Here is a 20,524-nt window from a genome sequence, read left to right as displayed (position 1 = left end):
CTGGGCGCATGACTCGCGCTGCGCTGACCCCCGGCACCGTCTCGCCCGTCCTCGCTGTCCCCGAGCGCATCGAGCGTCCCGAATACGTGTGGAAGAAGACTGCGAAGGAGGGCGACGAGCCCTGGGTGCAGACGCCCGAGACGATCGAGAAGATGCGCCTGGCGTCCCGGATCGCGGCGGATGCGCTCGCCGCAGCCGGCGCCGAGGTGGCACCGGGCGTCACGACGGATCACCTCGACCGGGTGGCACACGACTACATGGTCTCGCACGGCGCCTATCCGTCGACGCTGGGCTACAGAGGTTTTCCCAAGTCCTGCTGCACATCCCTGAACGAGATCATCTGCCATGGCATCCCGGACAGCACCGTGATCGAAGACGGCGACATCGTCAACATCGACGTCACCGCCTACATCGACGGCGTACACGGAGACACCAATGCGACGTTCCTGGCGGGTGACGTCAGCGAAGAGCACCGCCTCCTCGTCGAGCGCACGGAGCAGGCGATGATGCGCTCCATAAAGGCGGTTCGGCCCGGGCGTGAGCTCAACGTGGTCGGCCGCGTCATCGAGTCGTACGCGAAGCGCTTCGGCTACAACGTCGTTCGCGACTTCACGGGGCACGGCATCGGCGAGACCTTTCACAACGGGCTCGTCGTCCTGCACTACGACGAGCCGGGAGTCGACACGGTGCTCGAGCCGGGCATGGTGTTCACGATCGAACCGATGATCAACCTCGGCGGTCTCGGCTACGAGATCTGGGACGACGGCTGGACCGTCGCCACCGGCGACAAGAAGTGGACCGCGCAGTTCGAGCACACCCTCGTCGTCACCGACGACGGCGCGGAGATCCTCACGCTGCCGACGTCGTCCCGGGCCCCCTCGCCTGCGTGAAGGGCGCGCTGCTGATCGCCGGCGCCACATCCGACGCCGGAAAGTCGACGGTGGTCGCCGGGCTCTGCCGGCTGCTCGCCCGGAGCGGCGTCTCCGTCGCGCCGTTCAAGGCGCAGAACATGTCCAACAACTCCGTCGCCACCGTCGAGCCCGACGGTGTGTCGGGCGAGATCGGTCGCGCCCAAGCCACGCAGGCGCTCGCGTGCGGCCTGGCGGCTTCGGTGGCGTTCAATCCCGTGCTGCTCAAGCCGGGGTCGGACCGAACGTCGCAACTCGTGTTGCACGGACGTCCCATCGGCGACGTGGGTGCACGCGACTACGTCACGAGGCGCGCGTGGCTGCTGGACGAGGTGACGCGCTCACTCGCCGCGCTCCGCGACGAGTACGACGTGGTGCTGTGTGAGGGCGCCGGTAGTCCTGCCGAGATAAACCTGCGCGCCACCGACATCGCCAACATGGGACTCGCACGCGCCGCGGGCCTGCCGACGGTCGTCGTCGGCGATATCGACCGCGGGGGCGTGCTGGCGCACCTCGCGGGGACCGTCGCGGTCCTGGAACCGGAGGACCAGAAACTCGTGCACGGCTTTCTGGTCAACAAGTTTCGTGGCGACCGCACGCTGCTGGAGCCCGGTCTGGAGCAGCTCGCCGAGCTCACCGGGCGGCCCACCCTCGGCGTGCTGCCATACCTCCCGGACCGCTGGATCGACGCCGAGGACTCGCTCGCCGCGCTGGGGACGACAGTGGTGGGGCCGGGTGCGCGCCGGAGGCCGTCGTTGGACGTCGCGGCGGTCGCACTGCCCCGCGTATCCAACACGACCGACGTCGAGGCGCTCGCCGTCGAGCCGACGGTGACGGTCCGCTGGACCTCCAGGCCTGCCGACGTGGCCGCCGCGGACCTCGTCGTTCTGCCGGGTACCAAGGCGACGATGTCCGATCTCGCTTGGCTGCGCGAGACGGGAATCGCGGATGCGCTCGCGGTGCGTACGGGCCCCGTATTCGCAGTGTGCGGCGGCTACCAGATGCTCGGTCGGACGCTCGCGGACCCGTTGGGCGTCGAGGGAGCGGGCCGCGCCGAGGGGCTCGGCCTGCTGGATCTTGATGTCGAGTTCGCGCGGGAGAAGTTGGTGCGCAATGTGGTCGGCTCGGGATTGGGTGTCGACGCATCGGGTTACGAGATCCATCACGGGCGCGTTGTGCGGTCCGCGGATCCGGCCCTGCTGGCGGGACCGGACGGCGCCGAGGGCTCGGTCCGGGGCGCTGTCGTCGGCACACACTGGCACGGCCTGCTCGCGCACGACGGATTCCGACGCGCATACCTTGCGGTCGTGGCGCCCGCGCTCGATCTCGGTCCGCCGGTTTCGTATGAGGGGGAGCGGCTCGCGCAGCTCGACCTCGTTGCGGACGCGCTCGAACAGCATTGCGACATCGACGCGTTGACCGCCCTTCTGGCTGTGGATTCGCCGATGTCGCCGACTCTCACGATAGGGAAACGCTACCTTTGACTACTGTGCCGTCCGAGTTGGTGAACGTTGGGTCGATGACCTTCGAGGTGTCCACCGGCGGCCCGGACGACGGGCCGGCGGTTCTACTGCTGCACGGGTTCCCACAGACCGAGGTGTGTTTCGATGCCACCCGGCAGCGGCTGCACGAGGCAGGACTGCGCACCATCGCGCCGAGGCAGCGCGGCTACAGTCGCGGTGCCCGCCCACAGGGCATCGAGTCGTACGCGTTGAAGCTGCTCGCGGAGGACGCGGCAGGAATCCTGGACGCGCTCGACATCCGCTACGCCCATATCGTGGGGCACGGCATCGGCTCTCTCGTCGCGTGGCAGTTCGCGGCGCAGTATCCGCTGCGTGCAATGAGTCTCGTCGCCGTGTCGTTCGGCCACCCGAGCGCGCTCGCGGAGGCGATGGCCTCCGACGAGGACCAGCGCGCCCGTTCCCGCTACCTCGATCTCTTCATGCAGGCCGGCCCCGCAGAGAAGCACCTTCTCGACAACAACGCACGGACATTGCTCGCGACGGCCCCGGGCGGGGGCATCGAGACACTGAGCACCAAGCCCGCCCTCACCGCGGCGCTCAACTGGTATCGCGCCAACCTGCGGCCGGGCGGCGAGGGCCTCGACTGTCCGTCCGTCGAGGTTCCGACGACGATGGTGTGGGGCGAGCGCGATGCCATCGCTGGACGCCGGCAGGCCCAGGCGTCGCAACGGTTCGTGCGTGCGGACTTCCGACTCTCCGAGGTCCCCGACGTCGATCACTGGGTGCCGCTCCGTGCGCCGGCGGCCCTGGCGTCGGAGGTCGCGCTGCGGTCGATGCGACACTGAGTTGCTCGGTCGGGCGGACGGCCGAGCCTGGCCTCACGCCGCGCACGCGCCCAGGCTGCCCTCGAACATCATCGACCTGTAGGGCTCGCCGACAGCGGTGTTCCACTGCGAGACGACGAGCCGGGCGTCGTCGAGAGTCGAACCCGGGACCAGGTAGCCGCCGTACAACTGGGCGACCCGGCCGCGCGCGTGATCCTCGTCCGCCCAACTCGTACCCTGCACGAGCGTCACGGGCTCGGACCATTCGCCGTCGGGCCGATCCGCGAACCGCACGGCGATGCGGTACCCGGCCGCGTCGAAATACGTGAGCACCCAGCCGGAGTCGAGTTCGTCGAGGTGCAACTCGCCGTAACCGGAGCCGAGCCCGAGGTCGGTCGCCCTGCGGCCCCACGCACCGCGCTCCCACGCCTCCCAGCGCATCGGCCGCCACCGGCGCATGGCGTCGAATCGGCTCGCCTGCAGGCGATGCAGGCGCAGGCCCTTGTCGCGACTCAGGCCGCCTGTCGAGATGCTGTAGACGTAGCCGTCGCGGCCGAGCCGCATCGACCACATCTGGCGGCACCCGCCGTCCGCGTGCGCGCGGAACCGGGCCACCTGCCGCCACGACGCGGCAGCGTCGTCGGACCGCCAGATGCCCGTGCCCACCGCCCGGCCGAGACCGGCCATCACCATCGCGTGCATGTACAGCGTGCCCGACAGGTTGATGCACGACGTGGGGATGATGGTGGTGAACCGGCCGTTATCGTGCCGGTAGTCGATGAGCTGGCGCGCGCTGTCGGGATCGGGCCCCGCAGCCCGGGTCATCCTGCCGCTCGCGTCGCCGAAGAGGCCGACCGGCGATCGCCAGTCGCCCGCGCCGACGCTGGGCCCGCCGAACGTGTCGCCGAACAGGTAGAGGATCTCGTCGCCGACGCGGCAGGGGATGCCCAGATCGGTGCCGCCTACGCCGAAGCGTGGCACGCCGGTGATATCGGCCAGTTTGGTGAACGTCTCCATCGTCTCCCAGGGTAGGGGCGCACCAGCCCAAGCGAATCGGACCGTAGTCCGGATAGTCTGGCATACTTGGCCGTATGACAGAGGTGCGGTTCGGGTTGGACACGTTCGGGGATATGACGCAGGGCGCGGACGGCGAGCCCGTGCCGGCGGCACAGGTCATCCGTGACGTCGTCGAGCAGGCGGTCGTCGCGGATCGGCTCGGCGTCGACGCGTTCGGTATCGGCGAGCACCATCGGGCCGACTTCGCGGTCTCGGCGCCTGACGTCGTGCTCGCGGCGATCGCGAGCCGAACCGAGCGCATCATGCTCGGCACCGCGGTGACGGTCATCAGCTCCGACGACCCGGTCCGCGTCTACGAGCACTTCGCGACGCTCGACGCGCTGTCGAGCGGCCGGGCGGAGATCACGTTGGGACGCGGCTCGTTCACGGAGTCCTACCCGCTGTTCGGGTACGACCTCGCCGACTACGAGGTGCTCTCCGCCGAGAAGATCGAGCTCTTCGCCCGCCTGCGCGGCGAGGGCCCCGTCACCTGGGAAGGCACGGTTCGCGGGCCGCTGCGCGGACAGCAGGTCTACCCCAAGACAGAGAGTGGCGGAGTCTCGACGTGGCTCGGCGTCGGGGGTTCGCCCGAGTCCGTGATCAGGGCGGCCGAGCTCGGGATCCCGCTGATGCTCGCGATCATCGGAGGCGACCCGGCCCGCTTCGCGCCGTTCGCCGACCTCTACCGCCGTGCGCTGGCCGAGTACGGGCGTGCCGAGTTGCCCGTGGGGGTCCACTCGCCGGGCTATGTCGCCGCCACCGACGACGACGCGCGCGAGCAACTGTTCCCGCACTTCAAGGCCCAGCGCGACCGCATCGGCCGGGATCGCGGGTGGCCGCCCGTCACCCGGGGACAGTACGAGTCGGAGATCGCGCGCGGCTCGCTCTACGTGGGATCGCCGGAGACGGTCGCCGAGAAGATCGCCCGGACGGTGCAGACTCTCGGGCTGAGCCGGTTCGATCTGAAGTACAGCAATGGACCGATGCCGCACGACCAACTCGTGCGATGCATCGAGCTGTACGCAACGGAGGTGATCCCGCGGGTGCGGCGCCTCCTCGAGGCGTGATCGGTCCGGTTGAGGAGCCGGGCGACGTGTGATCAGCGGACGGCTGCGATGACCCTGCTCAAGTCCTCCAGTGCAGCCGCATCCGGCTCGATGACGGTGAAGTACGAGACACCGTGATCCGCACGCAGGCGCTTCACCTTGGCCACGACCTCGTCGAAGGTCCCGCACAGGGTGTTCATCGACGCGCGCAGCTGCTCGTCGGTGGCATCCGGCTGGAACCGCCGCAAGCCCTCGAAGTCGGGGTCCCGATCGACCGCGAATGCGAACACGATGAGGTTGAGCTCGAGTTCGTCGAACCGATCGCCGGCCGCCGACCTCAGGAACGCGACCCGGTCGGCCAGCGTGTCCTCGTCGGGCACGCTGGCCAGCGCGACGATGTCCGCATGCTCCGCCGCGAGGGTGAGCACCTTGTCGCCGACGCCCGCGACCATGATCGGCGGTGGTGACTGGATCGGTGCGGGCGAGTACGCCTCGTCTGCCAGCGACGTCCGCAGGTACTCGACGGTGGCGGCGAGATGTCGGACACGCTTTCCCGCGGAGGGGAATTCCAGACCGGCGGCCTCGAATTCGTCGGCCACGTATCCCGCGCCGAGGCCGATCTCGAGCCGGCCGCCGGTGAGCCGGTCGGTGGTAGCGCAGTCGCGAGCGAGCAGTGCCGGCGAGTAGAAGCCTGCGTTCAGAACGAAGTTTCCGAGGCGCATCCTGGACGTGACCTGGCCCGCCGCCGTGAGCGCCGGGAATGGCGCGATGATGCCCAGATGGTCGGGGACCATCAGCACATCGACGCCCGCAGCGTCCGCGGCGCGGACCCGTTCGAGGAAGTCGTAGCCGGTGCCGAGGAGGTTCACGCCGAAGCGGAAGTCACGCATTGCGAATGCCTTTCGTGGTCGGTTCGCCGCCAGGCGGCCATACTGGGAACCGACGACCACTGTATTACTTTGCAAAGGAAGGGGCACGATGACGGAATCGCATCCGTGGATAGGGATCGTCGTTCTGATAGCCGCAGCCGTGGGCCTCGCCGCCGCATGCCTGGCGTCCGCTCCGGCGATACTCACCACCAAGCAATACGTGGGCAGGGCCCTCGGTTCGGGCGCGATCGTCGCCGGCTCGGCGTTGCTCGCCGTGATCGGCCTGCTTCTGGTAGCGGGGTGGTGAGCCAGACCGCGACGGCCACGAGCCGGCGGGCCCTCCGTGCGCTGGGCGGGACCGTCAGCCGGCGCTGACGGTCGTCCGGTCCGGCGCTGTCGCCATCCGCTTGGCGCGCCGGCGCCGGGCCGGCATGACTGAGGCCATACCCTGGCCCGCGGCGGCGGCGGCACCCGCGATCAGCAGACCGCCCAGCACATCGGACGGCCTGTGCCACTGCAGCGCGACGACACCCGCCGACACCACGCCGACCGTGAGGCCGCCGAGCACGGCTGTGCAGCCGCGCGCGCTTCGCGGTACAGCCGCGATGAACGCGAGGGCCACGCCGGCGAATGCAGCGACCGTGTTCGACGGGAACGAATTGACCTGGGGGCCGACGCCGAGCTCGGGTCTGATCAGGCCGTACTTCAATAGGATCGCGCCTGCGATCGAGCCGATGACCGCGACACTGACATGGACCACCAGTCGCAGCGACCGTCGGTGCAGACACGCGACACCGAGGCCCGCCGCAGCCGTGGCCAGGAGAGGTACCTGGATCTCGTCGAGAATGCCGGCGGTGGGGCTGTCGACTCCGAACATCGATGACATCGCGGTCATCGCGGCCTGGTCGGTGACCTGGCCGGCGTACGTGCCGATCGCGAGCAGATACACGACAGCAGCGGCAGCGAGCAACGCGAATGCGCCGACCGTGCCGCGCAAGGAGCTGGTCGTGCGCGTCATGCCTCCACTGTGCCAAACATGGCGGCCCGCGCGCTGCCCGGCTACCGGTGTGTCGCGGTGTGTCGCAGCGGAAAAGCGAGAAACGGTAACGGATTCCGGACGAATCGCGATACTGGCGGTAACAACGGTGCCCGTGTGGCACCAGGGAGGCGAGGGGCGATGCGAAACGCGATGCGGCTCACGGCATGTGCCGCCCTAGTGGTCCTGGGAGCTGCAGGATGCGGCAACGGCGGTAGCGGCCCGACGGTGCTGAGCGGCCCGGCCGCTTCCCGCGGCGACGCCGGTGCGGGCGCTCGTGTCGGCGCGGGTGGTGCGGGTGGGGCCTCCGGCAACGCGGGCTCGGTCGGCGCGGGCTCGGACGGCGGCGGGGAGGTCGCGGGAACACCGGTGACGGCCGGCAGCGGAAAGTGCCTGGACCCGAAGTCGGCGACCGTTAAGAAGGCCGTCACATCGCTCGGGAGGTTCTACGACCGCGGGTTCATGGTCTATCGATCGACGCCGAACCGCGTCGGAGATTGTCCCGACCTGATGTGGGCGGAAGCCTTCCTGATCGACGGCACGGGCGGCTCTCCGGTCTGGGTGCTGCTCTTCGACTCGTCCGGCTACCTCGGTCGATCGGCAGCGGAGCAGACCGCGTTCACCCGCGTCTCGGGGGCGACGAAGTCGTCCGTCACGGTCGAGTATCGCTGGCTGAATCCCGGCGATGCGACCGCGAACCCCACCGGCGGTCCAGTGCCGGTCACCTACAGACTGTCCGGTGGCTCACTGACGCAGGATCGCGCCGTGCCGTCGCAGGCGTTCGGGGACAACCCCGGACATACGACGACCGCGACCACAACCACCGCGACGCCGCTCACCACGGCGCCCTCCGCCCCGACTACCGGATCGGAGGTGCCGGAGCCGACGAGCCCGACCGAGCCGCGAGTGCTGGCCACGCCCGCCCCCTGAGGCGCGTTCGGATCCCGCGCGGAGCAGTGCTCCGCGGGCGGCATAGCGTTTCGAGTTCAGGACGCGCCGAGGACCGGCGTGAGTACTCCGATGAGCCACTCGTCTCCGGTGTCGAGGAGTTGATAGACCATCCGCTCCGCAGGCGCCGCACCGTCATAGTCCCAGGTCACGTCGGCCCAGATGCTGTGCTCGGTCGCGGCGAGAACAGTGACGTCCCCCCGCGCTCGGGTGACCCCCGCGTATTGGCCCACGGCGTTCTCGAAGAAGGTCCGTGTCTGCGCAGGGGCGGTGACAGCGACGACCTGTGCGGGGAAAGCGATCAGTGCGGGGCAGTGGTAGGCGGCGGCTATGCGGTCGATGTCCCGCGCGAGGAGGGCGTCGCGGTAGTCGTCGAAGAAGTCCCGGGCCCGGGCGGCTGCTTGTGTGTTCGTCTCCATGTGGGCAACGCTAGGAGGAGAAGCCGCCAGGCCGATGGCGGGAATCGGGAGGAATCCAGAACGATGGCGCGATCCGTCGATCTCTCCACAGCGTCGCGGGACGCCTTCCTCACACTGCGTCGGGTGGAGCGCCAGCAGCGTCTGGTAGAGATGCTCGTCGAGCACCGGGGTGTGCCCGTATCCACCGACCGTCTGGCGAGGGCCCTGGGCGCGTCGCCGCGCAGCATCGACAGAGACCTGGCCCGGCTGCGCGAATCGGGCCTACCGATCCGTTCGCGGCGCGGGCCCGGCGGAGGGTCCTGGCTCGCGCCGACCGGCGCTGGTGCGCCCCTGACGCTCGACGTCACTGAGCTCGCTGCCCTCATCTCGACACTCGTCGCCCTCGGGCCCACTGCGACGGACAGTGCGGCGTCGGCGATGGCGAAGCTGGTCGGGGCGCTCCCTCGGTAGTGATCGCCGGCGGGGCAGGTCCCCGTCCGCGCGCCCCGTCGGCAATCGTCGTTCCCCGAATCCGCCGCTACAGTTCGAGCCCCAGAAGCGCGTTCTCGATCAGCTCGGGCAGCGCCGGATGGATCCAGTACTGCCCGCGGGCGAACTCGTGCACGGGTATGGAGAACGACATCGCGGTGATCACCGATTGGATCAGCGCGGACGCCTGGTATCCGATGAGATGCGCGCCGACCAACAGCCCGGTCGCGCGGTCCGCGATCAGCTTGCACAGGCCCTCGCCGTCCTCCATCGCCCAGCCGTAGGCGATGTCGCCGTAGTTCTGCACCTTCACCACGACGTCGATCCCCCGCTCGCGCGCCTGCGCCTCGGTCAGCCCGACGGAAGCGACCTGGGGGCGGGTGAACACCGCGCCCGGCACGAACCGGTGGTCGGTGGTCGCCACGGGGGAGTCCCACTCGGACAACAGATTCGCCTGGACGACCCGCGCCTCGTGATTCGCGACGTGTTTGAGCAGATACGGCGAGCTCACGTCGCCGAGCGCGTAGATCCCGCGCACGGCCGTGCGCTGATGCTCGTCGACGGGGACGCGGCCCGCGTCGTCGAGCTCGAGGCCGGCGGCCTCCACTCCCAGCCGATCTCCGTTGGGCTGCCGGCCGGTCGCGACGAGCAGGACGCCGGCGGACACGGTCGTGCCGTCCGTGAGGTCGACCCGCACGCCACCCGGAACATCCTGTGCGGCGGACACTTCCGTGTTCAGGCGTACGTCCCACTTCTTCGCAGCGAGATCAGTGAACCGCTCGGAGACCGTCACATCCTGCGAACGCAGTAGCCGCGGCCCCCGGGCGACGACGGTCACCGTGGACCCCAGCCCCGAGAAGACATGCGCGAATTCTGCTGCGATATAGCCACTTCCGACGATCACCACGCGTTCCGGGAGGTCTGGAAGGCGCATGATGTCGTCGTTGGTGTGGAAGGCCGCGCCCGAGTCGGCGATCACCGGCGGAATCACGGGCCGCGACCCCGCCGCGATCACGACCGTGCGCCCCGCGACGACGGTGCCGTCGGCGAGTCGCAACCGATGGGCACCGTCCGCAGGCGGCAGGAACTCCGCATGTTCCTGGAACACGGTGATATTCGGGCAGTCGTCCACGCGGTAGCGCAGGCCCCCGGCGGCGATGGGGTCGATGCGGGAGAACACGCGGTCGCGGATCTCCGCCCACCTGGCACCGGAGACCGCCGACTGCACGCCGAGCCGTTCCCCGTCGCGCGCCTCGTCCGCTAGATCCGCGGGATAGACGAACATCTTGGTCGGGATGCAGCCCACGTTGAGGCAGGTCCCGCCGTACGCCCCGGCGTAGACGCCCTGATCGACGATGGCGATGGACTTCGAGTCGAAGCGGTCGTCCGGGATCGAGTTGCCGCTGCCCGAACCGATGATCACCAGATCGAAGACGCGCGTTTCGTCGCTTCCCGTCACTTCTCCACCTCCCGCTCGAGCCACCCGGCGAGTTCATCGAAGGCGGCTGCGCGCACCTCGGGAGCCGAGAGGAATACGTCATGCATGGCACCGTCGAGGGGGATGACGGTGGTTCGGCCGCCGAGGCACCCGGACCACTTGGCGATCTGCCGGGTGTCGAGGACGACGTCGGCGGTCGCGGCCTCTGGGCTGTACTCCTTGGGGGCGAACGATCTCTGCGAGCGCAAGACGAGCGAGGGGACCCCCACGTCGAGGCCGCGGTGCAGCAGCGAATGCGCGACGCGCACTGCCCGCAGCCAGCCGAACCGGACGGGGAAGCCTTCGATCGGCTTGACCGACGTGTCGTAGTCCCATTCGCCGTGCTCGCTGACGTGCGCCGTCTGTCCGTAGACACCGATCGCCTCGACGGGGATGACGCGCGTGCCGGCGGTCTTGCCGATCAGTTTGACGACGGGGGTCGCGACCTCGCGCAGCACCATCGAGCCCTGCAGGTCGAACCACGGGCTGTCGAGCACCTCGCCGACGATGGGGCCGAGATCGTTGCGCCGCCGTCGTCGATCCAGCCACAGCGGCACGATCAGGGCGCCGGTCGAATGGGCGGCGATCACCAGTGGTAGGCCGGGATGTTCGGCGGTGATCGCGTCGACGGCGAGGTCGAGCTCCTGGTCGTATACGGCGAGGTCCGTCGTGTAGTGGGCCGACTGCCCCGCTCGCAGAGACCGCCCGGACTTGCGCAGGTCCAGCGCGTAGAAGGCGTACCCGCGAGCGGCGAAGAACTCGGCGATGTGGGTCTGGAAGAAGTAGTCCGAGAAGCCGTGCACCCACAGCACGGCCCGCGTAGGCGCGGGGGCCGAGACATGCTTCACCAGCGTGGCGACGACGCTGCCCGGCGCGGAATCGGGACCGGGCTCCCCGTCGGGGTCGGGGCCGAGCTCGAAGGTATGGGCGGCGTATTCCGGCCCGAGCCGGTCGGGCTCGTACTGCAGCGTGGGTTGGGGCACGGTGTCGACTCTAATGACAACCGGTTCGACGAGCCGGATGATCCGCCGTCGGGCGGCTGACGCTCGCTGGAGTAAGGTTCTCCGCACCGGGCGACGGCGCATCAGCGGCGCCGGCCCGCCCCGATCAACCGACTGAGGGAGTGGATCAGCCGATGGCCCAGAACGTGATCGAGACGGACGTCGCCCTGGTCGGCGCAGGAATCATGAGCGCCACGCTGGGCACTCTGATCCGGAAGCTCGAGCCGAGCTGGTCGATCAACCTGTTCGAATCCCTTGATGCGGTTGCCGCCGAGTCGTCGGACCCGTGGAACAACGCGGGCACCGGACACTCCGCGCTGTGCGAGCTCAACTACACGCCGCAGCAGGCGGACGGCTCGGTCGACATCAGCAAGGCGATCTCGATCAACGAGCAGTTCCAGGTGTCGCGGCAGTTCTGGTCGTACGCGGTGGACTCGGGGGTCCTCCGCGACCCGTCCGACTTCATCAACCCGATCGCGCACGCCAGCTTCGTGCACGGCCAGGACGATGTGGAGTACCTGCGCAAGCGCTACGAGGCGCTTTCGAAGGAGACCCTGTTCGAGGGCATGGAGTTCTTCACCGACCCGGCCACGTTCTCCGAGCGCCTGCCGCTCATGGCCGCAGGCCGTAATTTCGCCGACCCCGTCGCTGTGAACTGGTACGACGGCGGCACGGACGTGGACTTCGGGTCGCTGTCCAAGAAGCTCGTCAACTTCATCGGCGAGGGCGGGGCGGTGCACTTCGGTACCAAGGTCACGGGCCTGTCCCGGACCGATCGCGGGTGGCGCCTCACCGTCAAGAACCTGCGCACGGGCGAGAAGTCCCGCGTGGACGCGCGGTTCGTGTTCGTCGGTGCCGGCGGTGGTGCGCTGCCGCTGCTGCAGAAGTCGGGAATCAAGGAGGCGAAGGGCTTCGGCGGTTTCCCGGTCTCCGGCCAGTTCTTCCGCTGCACCAACCCTGAGCTCATCGAGAACCACGCCGCGAAGGTCTACGGCAAGGCCGCCGTCGGCGCCCCGCCGATGTCGGTCCCGCACCTCGACACCCGCGTCATAGGCGGGGACAAGGGCCTGCTGTTCGGCCCGTACGCCGGCTTCTCGCCCAACTTCCTCAAGGCCGGCAAGTTCACCGACCTGCCCCTGTCCGTGAAGCCGAACAACATCATCCCGATGATGTCGGTGGGCCTCAAGGAGATGGGTCTGACGAAGTACCTGATCGGCGAGGTCCTGCAGTCGATGCACAACCGGGTGCACACGCTGTCCGAGTTCCTACCGCGCGCCGAGGGCCCTGACTGGGAGCTCATCACGGCGGGTCAACGCGTGCAGGTCATCCGGAAGACCGGCGGCGGTGGCTCCCTGGAGTTCGGCACGGCGGTCATCGCGGCCGAGGACCAGACCATCGCCGGCCTGCTGGGCGCCTCGCCGGGCGCGTCGACGGCCGTCCCGGCCATGCTCGACGTCCTGAGCAAGTGCTTCCCGAAGCACATGGCGGCCTGGCAGCCGTTGCTCACCGAGATGATCCCCTCCTACGGGACCACCTTGAACGACAACAAGGCGCTTTTCCAGCAGGTCTGGGACTGGACGGGGCGCACTCTGGAGTTGGCCCCCGGCTCGGTTGCCAGGGCGGAAGAGGCCGCGGCGGCCCGCCGGGCAGAGGCCGCGACGACCGCGTGACGATGGCCGCCCTGCACCGGGCGTGGGCTCCGGACCTCGACGCCGCCACCCTGTACGCGCTGCTGCGCCTGCGGGCCGAGGTGTTCGTCGGTGAGCAGGCGTCGCCGTACGTCGATCCCGACGGCCGCGACCTGCTTCCGCTCACCCGGCACCTGTGGATCGAGGACGACGGTCGCATCGTCGCCACTGCGCGCCTGCTCGAGGACGAGGGCCCCGAGGGCTCAGTGTTCAGGGTCGGGCGCCTGTGTGTCGCACGGCAGGCGCGCGGGCGCGGCGACGGTGCACGGCTACTGGAGGCGGCGCTCGCGGAGGTCGGCGACCGGCCCTGCCATCTCGCGGCGCAGACATACCTGCGAGAGATGTACGCCAAGTTCGGTTTCGAGCCTGCGGGCGACGAGTACGTCGAGGACGGCATACCGCACATTCCGATGATCCGCACGCGAGGGTACGAATGACGGCGTACCCGTTCAGCGCGGTCGTCGGACACGAAGAGCTGCGGCTCGCCCTCACGCTGTGCGCCGTCGCGCCCGCTATCGGCGGCGTGCTGGTACGCGGAGAGAAGGGCACCGCGAAGTCCACCGCCGCGCGTGCATTGGCGCCCCTGCTGCCAGATGCCGACGATCGTTCGGCCCGGCTCGTGGAGCTGCCCATCGGAGCGACCGAGGACCGCGTCACCGGCTCACTCGACCTGCACAAGGTGCTGGGCGACGGGCAGGTGGCCTTCACACCCGGCCTGCTCTTCGACGCGGACGGCGGCATCCTCTACGTGGACGAGGTGAACCTCCTCTCCGATCACCTCGTCGACGTCCTGCTGGACGCGGCCGCGATGGGCCGCGTCAACGTGGAGCGTGACGGCGTCTCCCGCAGCTACGACTCGCGCTTCGTTCTGGTGGGGACCATGAACCCGGAGGAGGGCGAGCTGCGGCCCCAGCTGCTCGATCGCTTCGGCTTCGCCGTCGACGTACGCGCGTCCCGTGAGGTCGGGGTCCGCGTCGAGGTCATGCGGCGGCGGCTCGAGTACGAGAACGATCCGGAGGGTTTCGCGGCGAAGTACGCCGACGCCGATGCCCGCCTCGCCGCCGATATCGCCTCGGCGCGCGAACGGCTGCCGAAGGTCGCCGTGCCCGACGCCGAGCTGCGCCGGATCGCCGCCGTATGCGCCGCATTCGACGTCGACGGTATGCGGGCCGACCTGGTCATCGCCCGCGCCGCCGCCGCGCACGCCGCTTGGCGCGGTGCCGACGAGGTGGCCGAGGAGGACGTGCGCGTGGCGGCAACGCTGGCGCTTCCGCACCGCCGCCGGCGAGACCCGTTCGATGAGCCCGGCCTGGACCGGCGGGACCTCGACGACGCGCTCGACGAGGCGCGCGAGGAGGATCCCGGACCTGCACCGGACGATCCGGACGACGACCCCGATCGGGGGCCGGACGACTCGGGCCCCGACGGCGGCGAATCCGTCCCGGAGGACGTGCCACCCACCGGCGATGTGGACGACACTTCCGACACAGCCGCGCCGGCACCGTCCGGGGGCCCGGGGTTCCCGCCCGGCCGGCCCTCCGCAGTCCGGCGCCTAACGGTGCGCGGCCTCGGGTCCGGCGTCGTCGGTCGCCGCTCGCTCGCGCTGTCCGAGAGCGGGCGAGTGGTCCGCGCCGGGAACAGCGGGCCGGGCCTGCATCTGCCTGCCACCGTCGTCGCTGCGGCCCCGTTCCAGGCCGTCCGCGGTCGCAGCGCCGGTCCGCTTCGGCTGGAGCCCGACGATCTGCGCCCTCCTGTGCGAGTCGCGCGCGAGGGGAACCTCGTGGTGTTCGCGGTCGACCTCTCGGGTTCGATGGCCGCCCGAGAACGCCTCTCGCTGGTCGGGGACGCGGCGGTGTCCCTACTGCGTGACGCCTACCAGCGTCGCGACAAAGTCGCCGTGATCGGCTTCCGCGGGAGCGAGGCGACGGTACTCGTCCCACCCACGCGCTCCGTCGACGTGGCCGTCGCGCGGCTCGCGCGCGCTCGCACCGGCGGTCGCACGCCGCTCGCCGAAGCGCTCGTCGAGACCCGCCGCCTGCTGCACCGGGAGGGACTGCGCCCCGACGCCCGGCGCCCTCTCGTCGTGCTGCTCACGGATGGTCGCGCTACTTTCGGCCACGACCCGCTCGGGCGCGCAGTCACCGCCGCAACGTCGCTCCGCGCCGAGGGGCGTGCCGCCGTCGTCGTCGACTGCGAGACTTCGATGGTCCGCCTCGGCCTTGCGCGCACTGTCGCCGCTGCTTTGGGGGCCGAGCTGCTGCCACTCGAAGGCCTCGGCGGTAGCGGGTTGGCCCGTGCCGCTCGCGCTGCGTGATCACAGGAGGAGGAACGAATGCCGCAGGGCAAGCCCGAGTCGGTCCCCGACGATGGCCTGACCACCCGCCAGCGCCGCAACCAGCCCGTGCTGGCCGTGCACACGGGCCCGGGCAAGGGGAAGTCGACCGCGGCTTTCGGTATGGCGCTGCGCGCCTGGAACCAGGGCTTCTCCGTAGGGGTGTTCCAGTTCGTCAAGAGTGCGAAGTGGAAGGTGGGCGAGGAGAGCACGTTTCGTACTCTCGGTCGGCTGCATGAGCGTGACGGGGTGGGCGGCCCCGTCGAGTGGCACAAGATGGGGCAGGGCTGGTCCTGGCTGCGGCGCGACGAGTCCGCGGAAGAGGACCATGCAACTGCGGCCCGCGCGGGTTGGGAAGAGATCGCGCGCCGGTTGGCCGCCGAGACGCATCGCTTCTATGTGCTCGACGAGTTCACGTACCCACTGAAGTGGGGTTGGGTCGACACCGACGAAGTGGTGGACACGCTGCGGGCCCGCCCCGGCAACCAGCACGTGGTGATCACGGGCCGGGACGCGCCCGCCGCGCTGGTGGAGGCCGCGGACCTGGTGACCGAGATGACCAAGATCAAGCATCCGATGGACGCGGGGCGCAAGGGCCAACGCGGCATCGAGTGGTAGGTACGCCGGCGCTCGTGGTCGCCGCCCCGGCTTCGGGCAGCGGGAAGACGACGATCGCGACAGGACTCATGGGCGCCCTGCGCGCCGCCGGCCGCGAGGTCGCGCCGTTCAAGGTCGGCCCGGATTACATCGATCCCGGCTATCACGCCGTCGCCGCCGGGCGACCCGGGCGCAACCTCGACGCGAACCTGTGCGGCCCGGATCGCGTCGCGCCGCTCTACCGGCACGGAGCGACGGGCTGCGACGTCGCCGTCGTCGAGGGCGTCATGGGGTTGTTCGACGGCCGCATCGCCGACGACGGTGCCGCCGGTGTCGGGGCGATGGGCATCGGGTCGACCGCCGACGTGGCGGCCGCGCTGCGCGCACCGGTGCTGCTGGTCGTGGACGCGCGCGGACACTCGCAGAGCCTTGCTGCGGTGCTTGCGGGCTTCGTCGGCTTCCGGACCGACGTCGCCGTGGCCGGCGTCGTCCTCAACCGTGTATCGAGTCCCCGGCATGAACGCGTGCTGAGGGCCGCGTGCGCGCATGCCGGGCTCGAGGTGCTGGGTGCGGTCCCGTCGCGGCCCCGCCTCGAGGTGCCCGAGCGGCACCTGGGCCTCGTGCCCGCGCTCGAGCGCGCGGCGGCGGCTGTCGATGCGGTGGGCGGGATGAGCGATCTGGTCGCCGAGCACGTGGACGTCGCCCGCGTGGCCGAACTCGCCGCGCCGGTGCCCGACGGTGCCACCTGGGATCCCGCGGCCGAGGTCTCGCGGATGGGTTCGCCCGTCGTCGGGCTGGCGGGCGGACCCGCGTTCAGCTTCGGGTACGCCGAGCACGAGGAGCTGTTGGCCGCAGCGGGCGCGCGGGTCGAGCGGTTCGACCCCCTCGTGGACGAGCTGCCGGACGGTGCGACCGCGGTGATCCTGCCCGGCGGCTTCCCCGAGGTGTTCGCGGAGCGGCTGTCGGCCAACGTCGCGCTGCTGCGGCAGGTGCGCGCCCTCGCCGCCGGCGGCGGCTACGTCCAGGCGGAGTGCGCGGGGCTGCTCTATCTGGCCCGGGCGCTCGAGGGCGCACCGATGGCAGGCGCGGTGCCCGCCGACGCCGTCTTCACCCCGCGCCTGACGCTCGGTTACCGGGACGCCGTCGCGCTGTCCGACTCGTTCCTCTATGCGACGGGCGAGCGGGTCACCGGACACGAGTTCCACCGCACGGCGGTCACGGTCGACGGCGATGCCCCGCCCGCCTGGGGGTGGCGCGGCGAGTCCTCGCCCGTCCGCGACGGCGTCGCGACAGCGCGCGTGCACGCCTCCTACCTGCACACCCACCCCGCCGGCCACCCCGCGGCGGTCGAGCGGCTGGTCCGTGCTGCCGTCGGCTGACGGACGTAGATTCGCCTCCCCCTCATCGCCGATGGCGATGAGGGGGGCATGCGCGGAAACCGCTGTGTCAGTCAGCTCGTTCCGCATCGTGTCGCGATGGAACGCCGCGCCGATCCGAGTCTGGTGACCTCATCCGTGGTGTGGAAACAACGCGAGATGGCGCACCGGGCGTGCGCGTGGCGAGATCTATCGGAACTGCCTGGCTCGCTGGGATGCACTCCTCGTCGAGTCGAGGGGCACAAAGTTGAGATCACAAGTACGTAGGCTTGTTGGATTTCTAGCAGGCGCAATTGCAGTGGCCGCTCTACCGTTCAGCGGTGCAGGCACGGCGCGGGCCGCCGATCCACCCCCGGGCTATCCCACGGACGAAGTGCTCGCCACCGCCAACAATCCACTACGAGGGGAGATTCCGCTCCGCCGCGGGTTCTGGAACGGAGATACCGACGCCGGGTTCGGGGTCGACAAAGCGTGGAACAAGCACAACATTTGGACAGTCGAAGCTCAACGGAAGGTGATTTGGAATCGACCAACGTCGTTCCGAAGTGGAATGGGACTTGGGAGCTTCGCGCGTACGCGGGCAAGTATGAGTGCTCGACTGACGGTACATGCGAGCTGGTCGATCAGCGTGAGGTCATCGGCGTCGACAACCCTTTCTACCAGGCGTACTACTACGGATGGCCGGTCCACGGCGAGCTTGGCTTGCTGACAATGTATTGCAATCAGGGCGGCGAAGCTGAGTGCCCCGACTGGGTGACCTTCTCGCTGCAGGGCATCGGCAGCGGTCCACGTGTGGCGGCTAAGTCGAGCGAGGCGACCCTGCCGAAGGACTTGAGGGCGCGTCAGGAACGTAAACTGGATTCATCGGCCGTCCGTGATCTGTTGGAATCAGTCGGCGATGGCGACGTCTTGTTGCGATCGTCGGCCGCGGAGCTGCCGAAGACCGTGAAGCGATAGCAGAGGAGAGGATGTCAAGTGGTCGGGCATGCGACGGACGATCCGGATCCGTACACGCTTCTCGGCTCGATCCTGCATTCGATCTCTGTGGATTACAGTGATCGGGTCCAGATCATCAAGGCGTGGGCAGACGGAACGTCTGACGTGTGCGTCGTCTACCGCCGCCTGTTGTCGACGCCGGACGCGGTGGTAGGGCGTCGCGTTCACGTGTCGCCCGACGTCGATCCGGTCCGACTCGGCGACGCCGTCGCGATGGGCATGTCCGAACCCCTTGGTTCGCTGATCGAGAGCGCGCGGGTTTCACTCGACGGCATCTATTGGATCGGCATCCCCCCAGGAGAAACACCTCCGGTGTCGCCGCGAGTGGTGTGACCGCTCTCGACAGGTCGCGACGCCGGCGTCCGCTCAACGGACGGCCTGACCGGACGTACCGCGCGTTTCCGCGAAATCGCAGTGCGGGCGGACGCAGCGATCCACAAGCAGGGTACCGAGGCCGATTGCTGTCGATCATCGCCTCCGACTTGCGTGGGCCGTCGCCAACGGACTCGAACGAGATGGACGTGACTCTGTGGAAGGCCGTCGCCAGCGGGGACGCGCGGCCCGTTGTGTCTCGAGGCGACGATTCCTGACGGGCGATGGGCACCAAGGGCTTCTGCCTCGAACCGCATAAACCCCTGCGTGTCGAAGGCCCGCGTCGGCCGGCCGACGGATGTTGCGTTCGTCCACTCGCTGATCGAGTGACTCGGCGCGCTCATTAGGCTCGTCGTCCATGAGCGATCACACCGACCCGTACCTCGTCGGCCTCGACCTGCGCGGGCGCCGCGTGGTGCTGGTCGGTGGCGGCAGCGTGGTGCAGCGGCGGCTGCCGTTGCTGCTCGCCGCGGGCGCGGAGGTACACGTGATCGCGCCGGTCGTGACGCCGGCGGTGGAGTCGACCGAGGGCATCACACTCACCCTGCGGGAGTACGCCGACGGCGACCTCGCGGGCGCCTGGTATGTCCTCGCCGCGACCGACGACCCCGACGTGAACGTCCGCGTGCTCGCGGAGGCGGAGGCTCAGCGGACGTTCTGCGTCCGCGCGGACCTGGCCCGCGAGGGAACCGCGGTCACCCCGGCGACGGCGTCGGTCGGAGGCGTGCAGGTCGGCGTGCTCGCGGCGGGCGACCACCGCCGTTCGGCGGCCGTGCGCAACTCGCTGGCGGCGGCGTTGTCCGGACACACGGCGCAGGCCGACGACCGACCCAAGCCCGCCGGCGTCGCCCTCGTCGGCGGCGGACCCGGCGACCCGGGCCTCGTCACAGTGCGCGGGCGCGAGTTGCTGGGCCTCGCCGACGTAGTGGTCGCGGACCGGCTGGCGCCGCCGCGCCTGCTGGCCGAACTGGCGCCGAACGTCGAGGTCATCGACGCCGCGAAGATCCCGTATGGACGCGCCATGGCGCAGCAGGCGATAAACGAGGTGCTGATCGACCGGGCGAAGGCGGGCCGGTTCGTGGTGCGGCTCAAGGGCGGCGACCCGTACGTGTTCGGCCGCGGCTACGAGGAGCTCGAGGCGTGTGTCGAGGCCGGGGTGCCGGTCACCGTGGTGCCCGGCGTGACGTCGGCGTTTGCAGCGCCTTCGGCGGCGGGGATCCCGGTGACACATCGGGGCGTCACCCATGAGGCCGTCGTCGTCTCCGGGCACGTGCCGCCGGGGCACCCCGACAGCCTCGTCGACTGGGACGCGCTGGGGCGGTTGCGCGGCACCGTCGTCGTGCTGATGGGCGTCGAGCGGCTCGCCGCGATCGCCGATGCCCTGGTAGCCGGGGGCCGGCCGAGCGATACGCCCGCCGCGGTCGTCGAGAACGGCTCGACGGACCGGCAGCGTGTCACCCGCGGCACCCTCGCGACGATCGCGGCTGCGGCCACCGAGGCCGGGATCCGGCCGCCTGCGATCATCGTCGTCGGGGCGGTTGCCGGGTTCGAGCAGGGCACGTTGTCGGATTCGAGTAGGACCACGCGCGGAGAAACGTGTGAATCGCAACCTTCGTCGCCGGAGTGATGGGTTCTCCACAGGTTCCTC

General features: G+C 69.8%; 21 protein-coding genes. 15 read left to right on the top strand and 6 right to left on the bottom strand.

The genetic code is table 11. The features are described from left to right. The first annotated feature begins 8 nt into the window (after positions 1 to 8). From map to P0W64_RS12345, 3 genes are read left to right on the top strand one after another with little or no spacing between them, the layout of a single operon-like run. Positions 9 to 890, top strand: a complete 882-nt coding sequence (gene map / locus P0W64_RS12355; protein WP_275480420.1) for a type I methionyl aminopeptidase — start codon at positions 9 to 11, stop codon at positions 888 to 890. Beyond that, positions 887 to 2,392, top strand: a complete 1,506-nt coding sequence (locus P0W64_RS12350; RefSeq protein WP_275480419.1) for a cobyric acid synthase — start codon at positions 887 to 889, stop codon at positions 2,390 to 2,392. Before map ends, P0W64_RS12350 begins: the two co-directional genes overlap by 4 nt. 35 nt (positions 2,393 to 2,427) lie before the next feature. Further along, positions 2,428 to 3,216 (top strand): alpha/beta hydrolase, encoded by a 789-nt coding sequence (locus P0W64_RS12345; protein WP_275480418.1) that lies wholly within the window; start codon positions 2,428 to 2,430, stop codon positions 3,214 to 3,216. 33 nt (positions 3,217 to 3,249) lie between these two features. Here the strand turns inward: P0W64_RS12345 and P0W64_RS12340 are convergent, their stop codons facing one another. Beyond that, the gene (locus P0W64_RS12340) at positions 3,250 to 4,212 is read right to left on the bottom strand and encodes a DUF4185 domain-containing protein (protein ID WP_275480417.1); all 963 of its coding nucleotides are present in this window, start codon (positions 4,210 to 4,212) and stop codon (positions 3,250 to 3,252) included. A 74-nt stretch (positions 4,213 to 4,286) separates the two neighbouring features. On the opposite strand from P0W64_RS12340, the gene P0W64_RS12335 reads away from it, so the two are divergent. Beyond that, a complete protein-coding gene (locus P0W64_RS12335; protein ID WP_275480416.1) occupies positions 4,287 to 5,318 on the top strand; it encodes an LLM class flavin-dependent oxidoreductase in 1,032 nt (343 codons plus the stop codon). A 32-nt stretch (positions 5,319 to 5,350) separates the two neighbouring features. Here P0W64_RS12335 and P0W64_RS12330 read toward each other — a convergent pair whose 3' ends face one another. Continuing rightward, positions 5,351 to 6,187, bottom strand: a complete 837-nt coding sequence (locus P0W64_RS12330; RefSeq protein WP_275480415.1) for a TIGR03621 family F420-dependent LLM class oxidoreductase — start codon at positions 6,185 to 6,187, stop codon at positions 5,351 to 5,353. Positions 6,188 to 6,275: 88 nt separating this feature from the next. Between P0W64_RS12330 and P0W64_RS12325 the strand changes: the two genes are divergently transcribed. Continuing rightward, on the top strand, positions 6,276 to 6,473 hold the full coding sequence (locus P0W64_RS12325) for a hypothetical protein (RefSeq protein ID WP_275480414.1): 198 nt from the start codon (positions 6,276 to 6,278) through the stop codon (positions 6,471 to 6,473). A gap of 54 nt (positions 6,474 to 6,527) precedes the next feature. Here P0W64_RS12325 and P0W64_RS12320 read toward each other — a convergent pair whose 3' ends face one another. Continuing rightward, a complete protein-coding gene (locus P0W64_RS12320; protein WP_275480413.1) occupies positions 6,528 to 7,184 on the bottom strand; it encodes a hypothetical protein in 657 nt (218 codons plus the stop codon). 159 nt (positions 7,185 to 7,343) lie between these two features. Between P0W64_RS12320 and P0W64_RS12315 the strand changes: the two genes are divergently transcribed. Then, a complete protein-coding gene (locus P0W64_RS12315) occupies positions 7,344 to 8,132 on the top strand; it encodes an LppP/LprE family lipoprotein (RefSeq protein WP_275480412.1) in 789 nt (262 codons plus the stop codon). A 56-nt stretch (positions 8,133 to 8,188) separates the two neighbouring features. Here the strand turns inward: P0W64_RS12315 and P0W64_RS12310 are convergent, their stop codons facing one another. Then, positions 8,189 to 8,569 carry a hypothetical protein gene (locus P0W64_RS12310; RefSeq protein WP_275480411.1) on the bottom strand — a complete coding sequence of 127 codons (381 nt, stop codon included), beginning with the start codon at positions 8,567 to 8,569 and terminating at the stop codon, positions 8,189 to 8,191. Positions 8,570 to 8,632: 63 nt separating this feature from the next. Here P0W64_RS12310 and P0W64_RS12305 point away from each other — a divergent pair, with 63 nt between their 5' ends. Next, positions 8,633 to 9,019, top strand: a complete 387-nt coding sequence (locus P0W64_RS12305) for an HTH domain-containing protein (protein ID WP_275480410.1) — start codon at positions 8,633 to 8,635, stop codon at positions 9,017 to 9,019. Between the two features lie 67 nt (positions 9,020 to 9,086). Here the strand turns inward: P0W64_RS12305 and P0W64_RS12300 are convergent, their stop codons facing one another. Continuing rightward, complete coding sequence (locus tag P0W64_RS12300) at positions 9,087 to 10,496, bottom strand: mycothione reductase (protein WP_275480409.1); 1,410 nt, start codon at positions 10,494 to 10,496, stop codon at positions 9,087 to 9,089. Next, a complete protein-coding gene (locus P0W64_RS12295; RefSeq protein WP_275480408.1) occupies positions 10,493 to 11,497 on the bottom strand; it encodes an alpha/beta hydrolase in 1,005 nt (334 codons plus the stop codon). Before P0W64_RS12295 ends, P0W64_RS12300 begins: the two co-directional genes overlap by 4 nt. A gap of 152 nt (positions 11,498 to 11,649) precedes the next feature. On the opposite strand from P0W64_RS12295, the gene mqo reads away from it, so the two are divergent. From mqo to cobA, 8 genes are all read left to right on the top strand, one after another. After that, positions 11,650 to 13,185 (top strand): malate dehydrogenase (quinone), encoded by a 1,536-nt coding sequence (gene mqo, locus P0W64_RS12290; protein WP_275480407.1) that lies wholly within the window; start codon positions 11,650 to 11,652, stop codon positions 13,183 to 13,185. A 2-nt stretch (positions 13,186 to 13,187) separates the two neighbouring features. Next, positions 13,188 to 13,640 carry a GNAT family N-acetyltransferase gene (locus P0W64_RS12285; RefSeq protein ID WP_275480446.1) on the top strand — a complete coding sequence of 151 codons (453 nt, stop codon included), beginning with the start codon at positions 13,188 to 13,190 and terminating at the stop codon, positions 13,638 to 13,640. Further along, positions 13,637 to 15,517, top strand: coding sequence for a VWA domain-containing protein (locus P0W64_RS12280; protein WP_275480406.1), 1,881 nt, complete (start codon positions 13,637 to 13,639; stop codon positions 15,515 to 15,517). Before P0W64_RS12285 ends, P0W64_RS12280 begins: the two co-directional genes overlap by 4 nt. 18 nt (positions 15,518 to 15,535) lie before the next feature. Next, a complete protein-coding gene (gene cobO / locus P0W64_RS12275) occupies positions 15,536 to 16,153 on the top strand; it encodes a cob(I)yrinic acid a,c-diamide adenosyltransferase (protein ID WP_275480405.1) in 618 nt (205 codons plus the stop codon). Beyond that, entirely contained in the window at positions 16,147 to 17,511 is a 1,365-nt protein-coding gene (locus P0W64_RS12270) for a cobyrinate a,c-diamide synthase (RefSeq protein WP_275480404.1), read from the top strand. Before cobO ends, P0W64_RS12270 begins: the two co-directional genes overlap by 7 nt. Before the next feature lie 468 nt (positions 17,512 to 17,979). Beyond that, complete coding sequence (locus tag P0W64_RS12265; protein WP_275480403.1) at positions 17,980 to 18,465, top strand: hypothetical protein; 486 nt, start codon at positions 17,980 to 17,982, stop codon at positions 18,463 to 18,465. A gap of 18 nt (positions 18,466 to 18,483) precedes the next feature. Further along, positions 18,484 to 18,837 (top strand): hypothetical protein, encoded by a 354-nt coding sequence (locus tag P0W64_RS12260; RefSeq protein WP_275480402.1) that lies wholly within the window; start codon positions 18,484 to 18,486, stop codon positions 18,835 to 18,837. A gap of 397 nt (positions 18,838 to 19,234) precedes the next feature. Further along, positions 19,235 to 20,503 carry a uroporphyrinogen-III C-methyltransferase gene (gene cobA / locus P0W64_RS12255; RefSeq protein ID WP_275480401.1) on the top strand — a complete coding sequence of 423 codons (1,269 nt, stop codon included), beginning with the start codon at positions 19,235 to 19,237 and terminating at the stop codon, positions 20,501 to 20,503. Positions 20,504 to 20,524: the final 21 nt, after the last annotated feature.

It is taken from the genome of Tsukamurella sp. 8F (assembly GCF_029167375.1).
In the GTDB taxonomy this organism is placed as follows: domain Bacteria; phylum Actinomycetota; class Actinomycetes; order Mycobacteriales; family Mycobacteriaceae; genus Tsukamurella.
This window is presented reverse-complemented; position numbering and strand designations above follow the sequence as displayed.

Coding starts and splice junctions, on each gene's coding strand:
- map (WP_275480420.1), top strand. CDS start 9: ATGACTCGCGCTGCGCTGACCCCCGGCACCGTCTCGCCCGTCCTCGCT.
- P0W64_RS12345 (WP_275480418.1), top strand. CDS start 2,428: ATGACCTTCGAGGTGTCCACCGGCGGCCCGGACGACGGGCCGGCGGTT.
- P0W64_RS12340 (WP_275480417.1), bottom strand. CDS start 4,212: ATGGAGACGTTCACCAAACTGGCCGATATCACCGGCGTGCCACGCTTC.
- P0W64_RS12335 (WP_275480416.1), top strand. CDS start 4,287: ATGACAGAGGTGCGGTTCGGGTTGGACACGTTCGGGGATATGACGCAG.
- P0W64_RS12330 (WP_275480415.1), bottom strand. CDS start 6,187: ATGCGTGACTTCCGCTTCGGCGTGAACCTCCTCGGCACCGGCTACGAC.
- P0W64_RS12325 (WP_275480414.1), top strand. CDS start 6,276: ATGACGGAATCGCATCCGTGGATAGGGATCGTCGTTCTGATAGCCGCA.
- P0W64_RS12320 (WP_275480413.1), bottom strand. CDS start 7,184: ATGACGCGCACGACCAGCTCCTTGCGCGGCACGGTCGGCGCATTCGCG.
- P0W64_RS12315 (WP_275480412.1), top strand. CDS start 7,344: ATGCGAAACGCGATGCGGCTCACGGCATGTGCCGCCCTAGTGGTCCTG.
- P0W64_RS12310 (WP_275480411.1), bottom strand. CDS start 8,569: ATGGAGACGAACACACAAGCAGCCGCCCGGGCCCGGGACTTCTTCGAC.
- P0W64_RS12305 (WP_275480410.1), top strand. CDS start 8,633: ATGGCGCGATCCGTCGATCTCTCCACAGCGTCGCGGGACGCCTTCCTC.
- mqo (WP_275480407.1), top strand. CDS start 11,650: ATGGCCCAGAACGTGATCGAGACGGACGTCGCCCTGGTCGGCGCAGGA.
- P0W64_RS12285 (WP_275480446.1), top strand. CDS start 13,188: ATGGCCGCCCTGCACCGGGCGTGGGCTCCGGACCTCGACGCCGCCACC.
- P0W64_RS12280 (WP_275480406.1), top strand. CDS start 13,637: ATGACGGCGTACCCGTTCAGCGCGGTCGTCGGACACGAAGAGCTGCGG.
- cobO (WP_275480405.1), top strand. CDS start 15,536: ATGCCGCAGGGCAAGCCCGAGTCGGTCCCCGACGATGGCCTGACCACC.
- cobA (WP_275480401.1), top strand. CDS start 19,235: ATGAGCGATCACACCGACCCGTACCTCGTCGGCCTCGACCTGCGCGGG.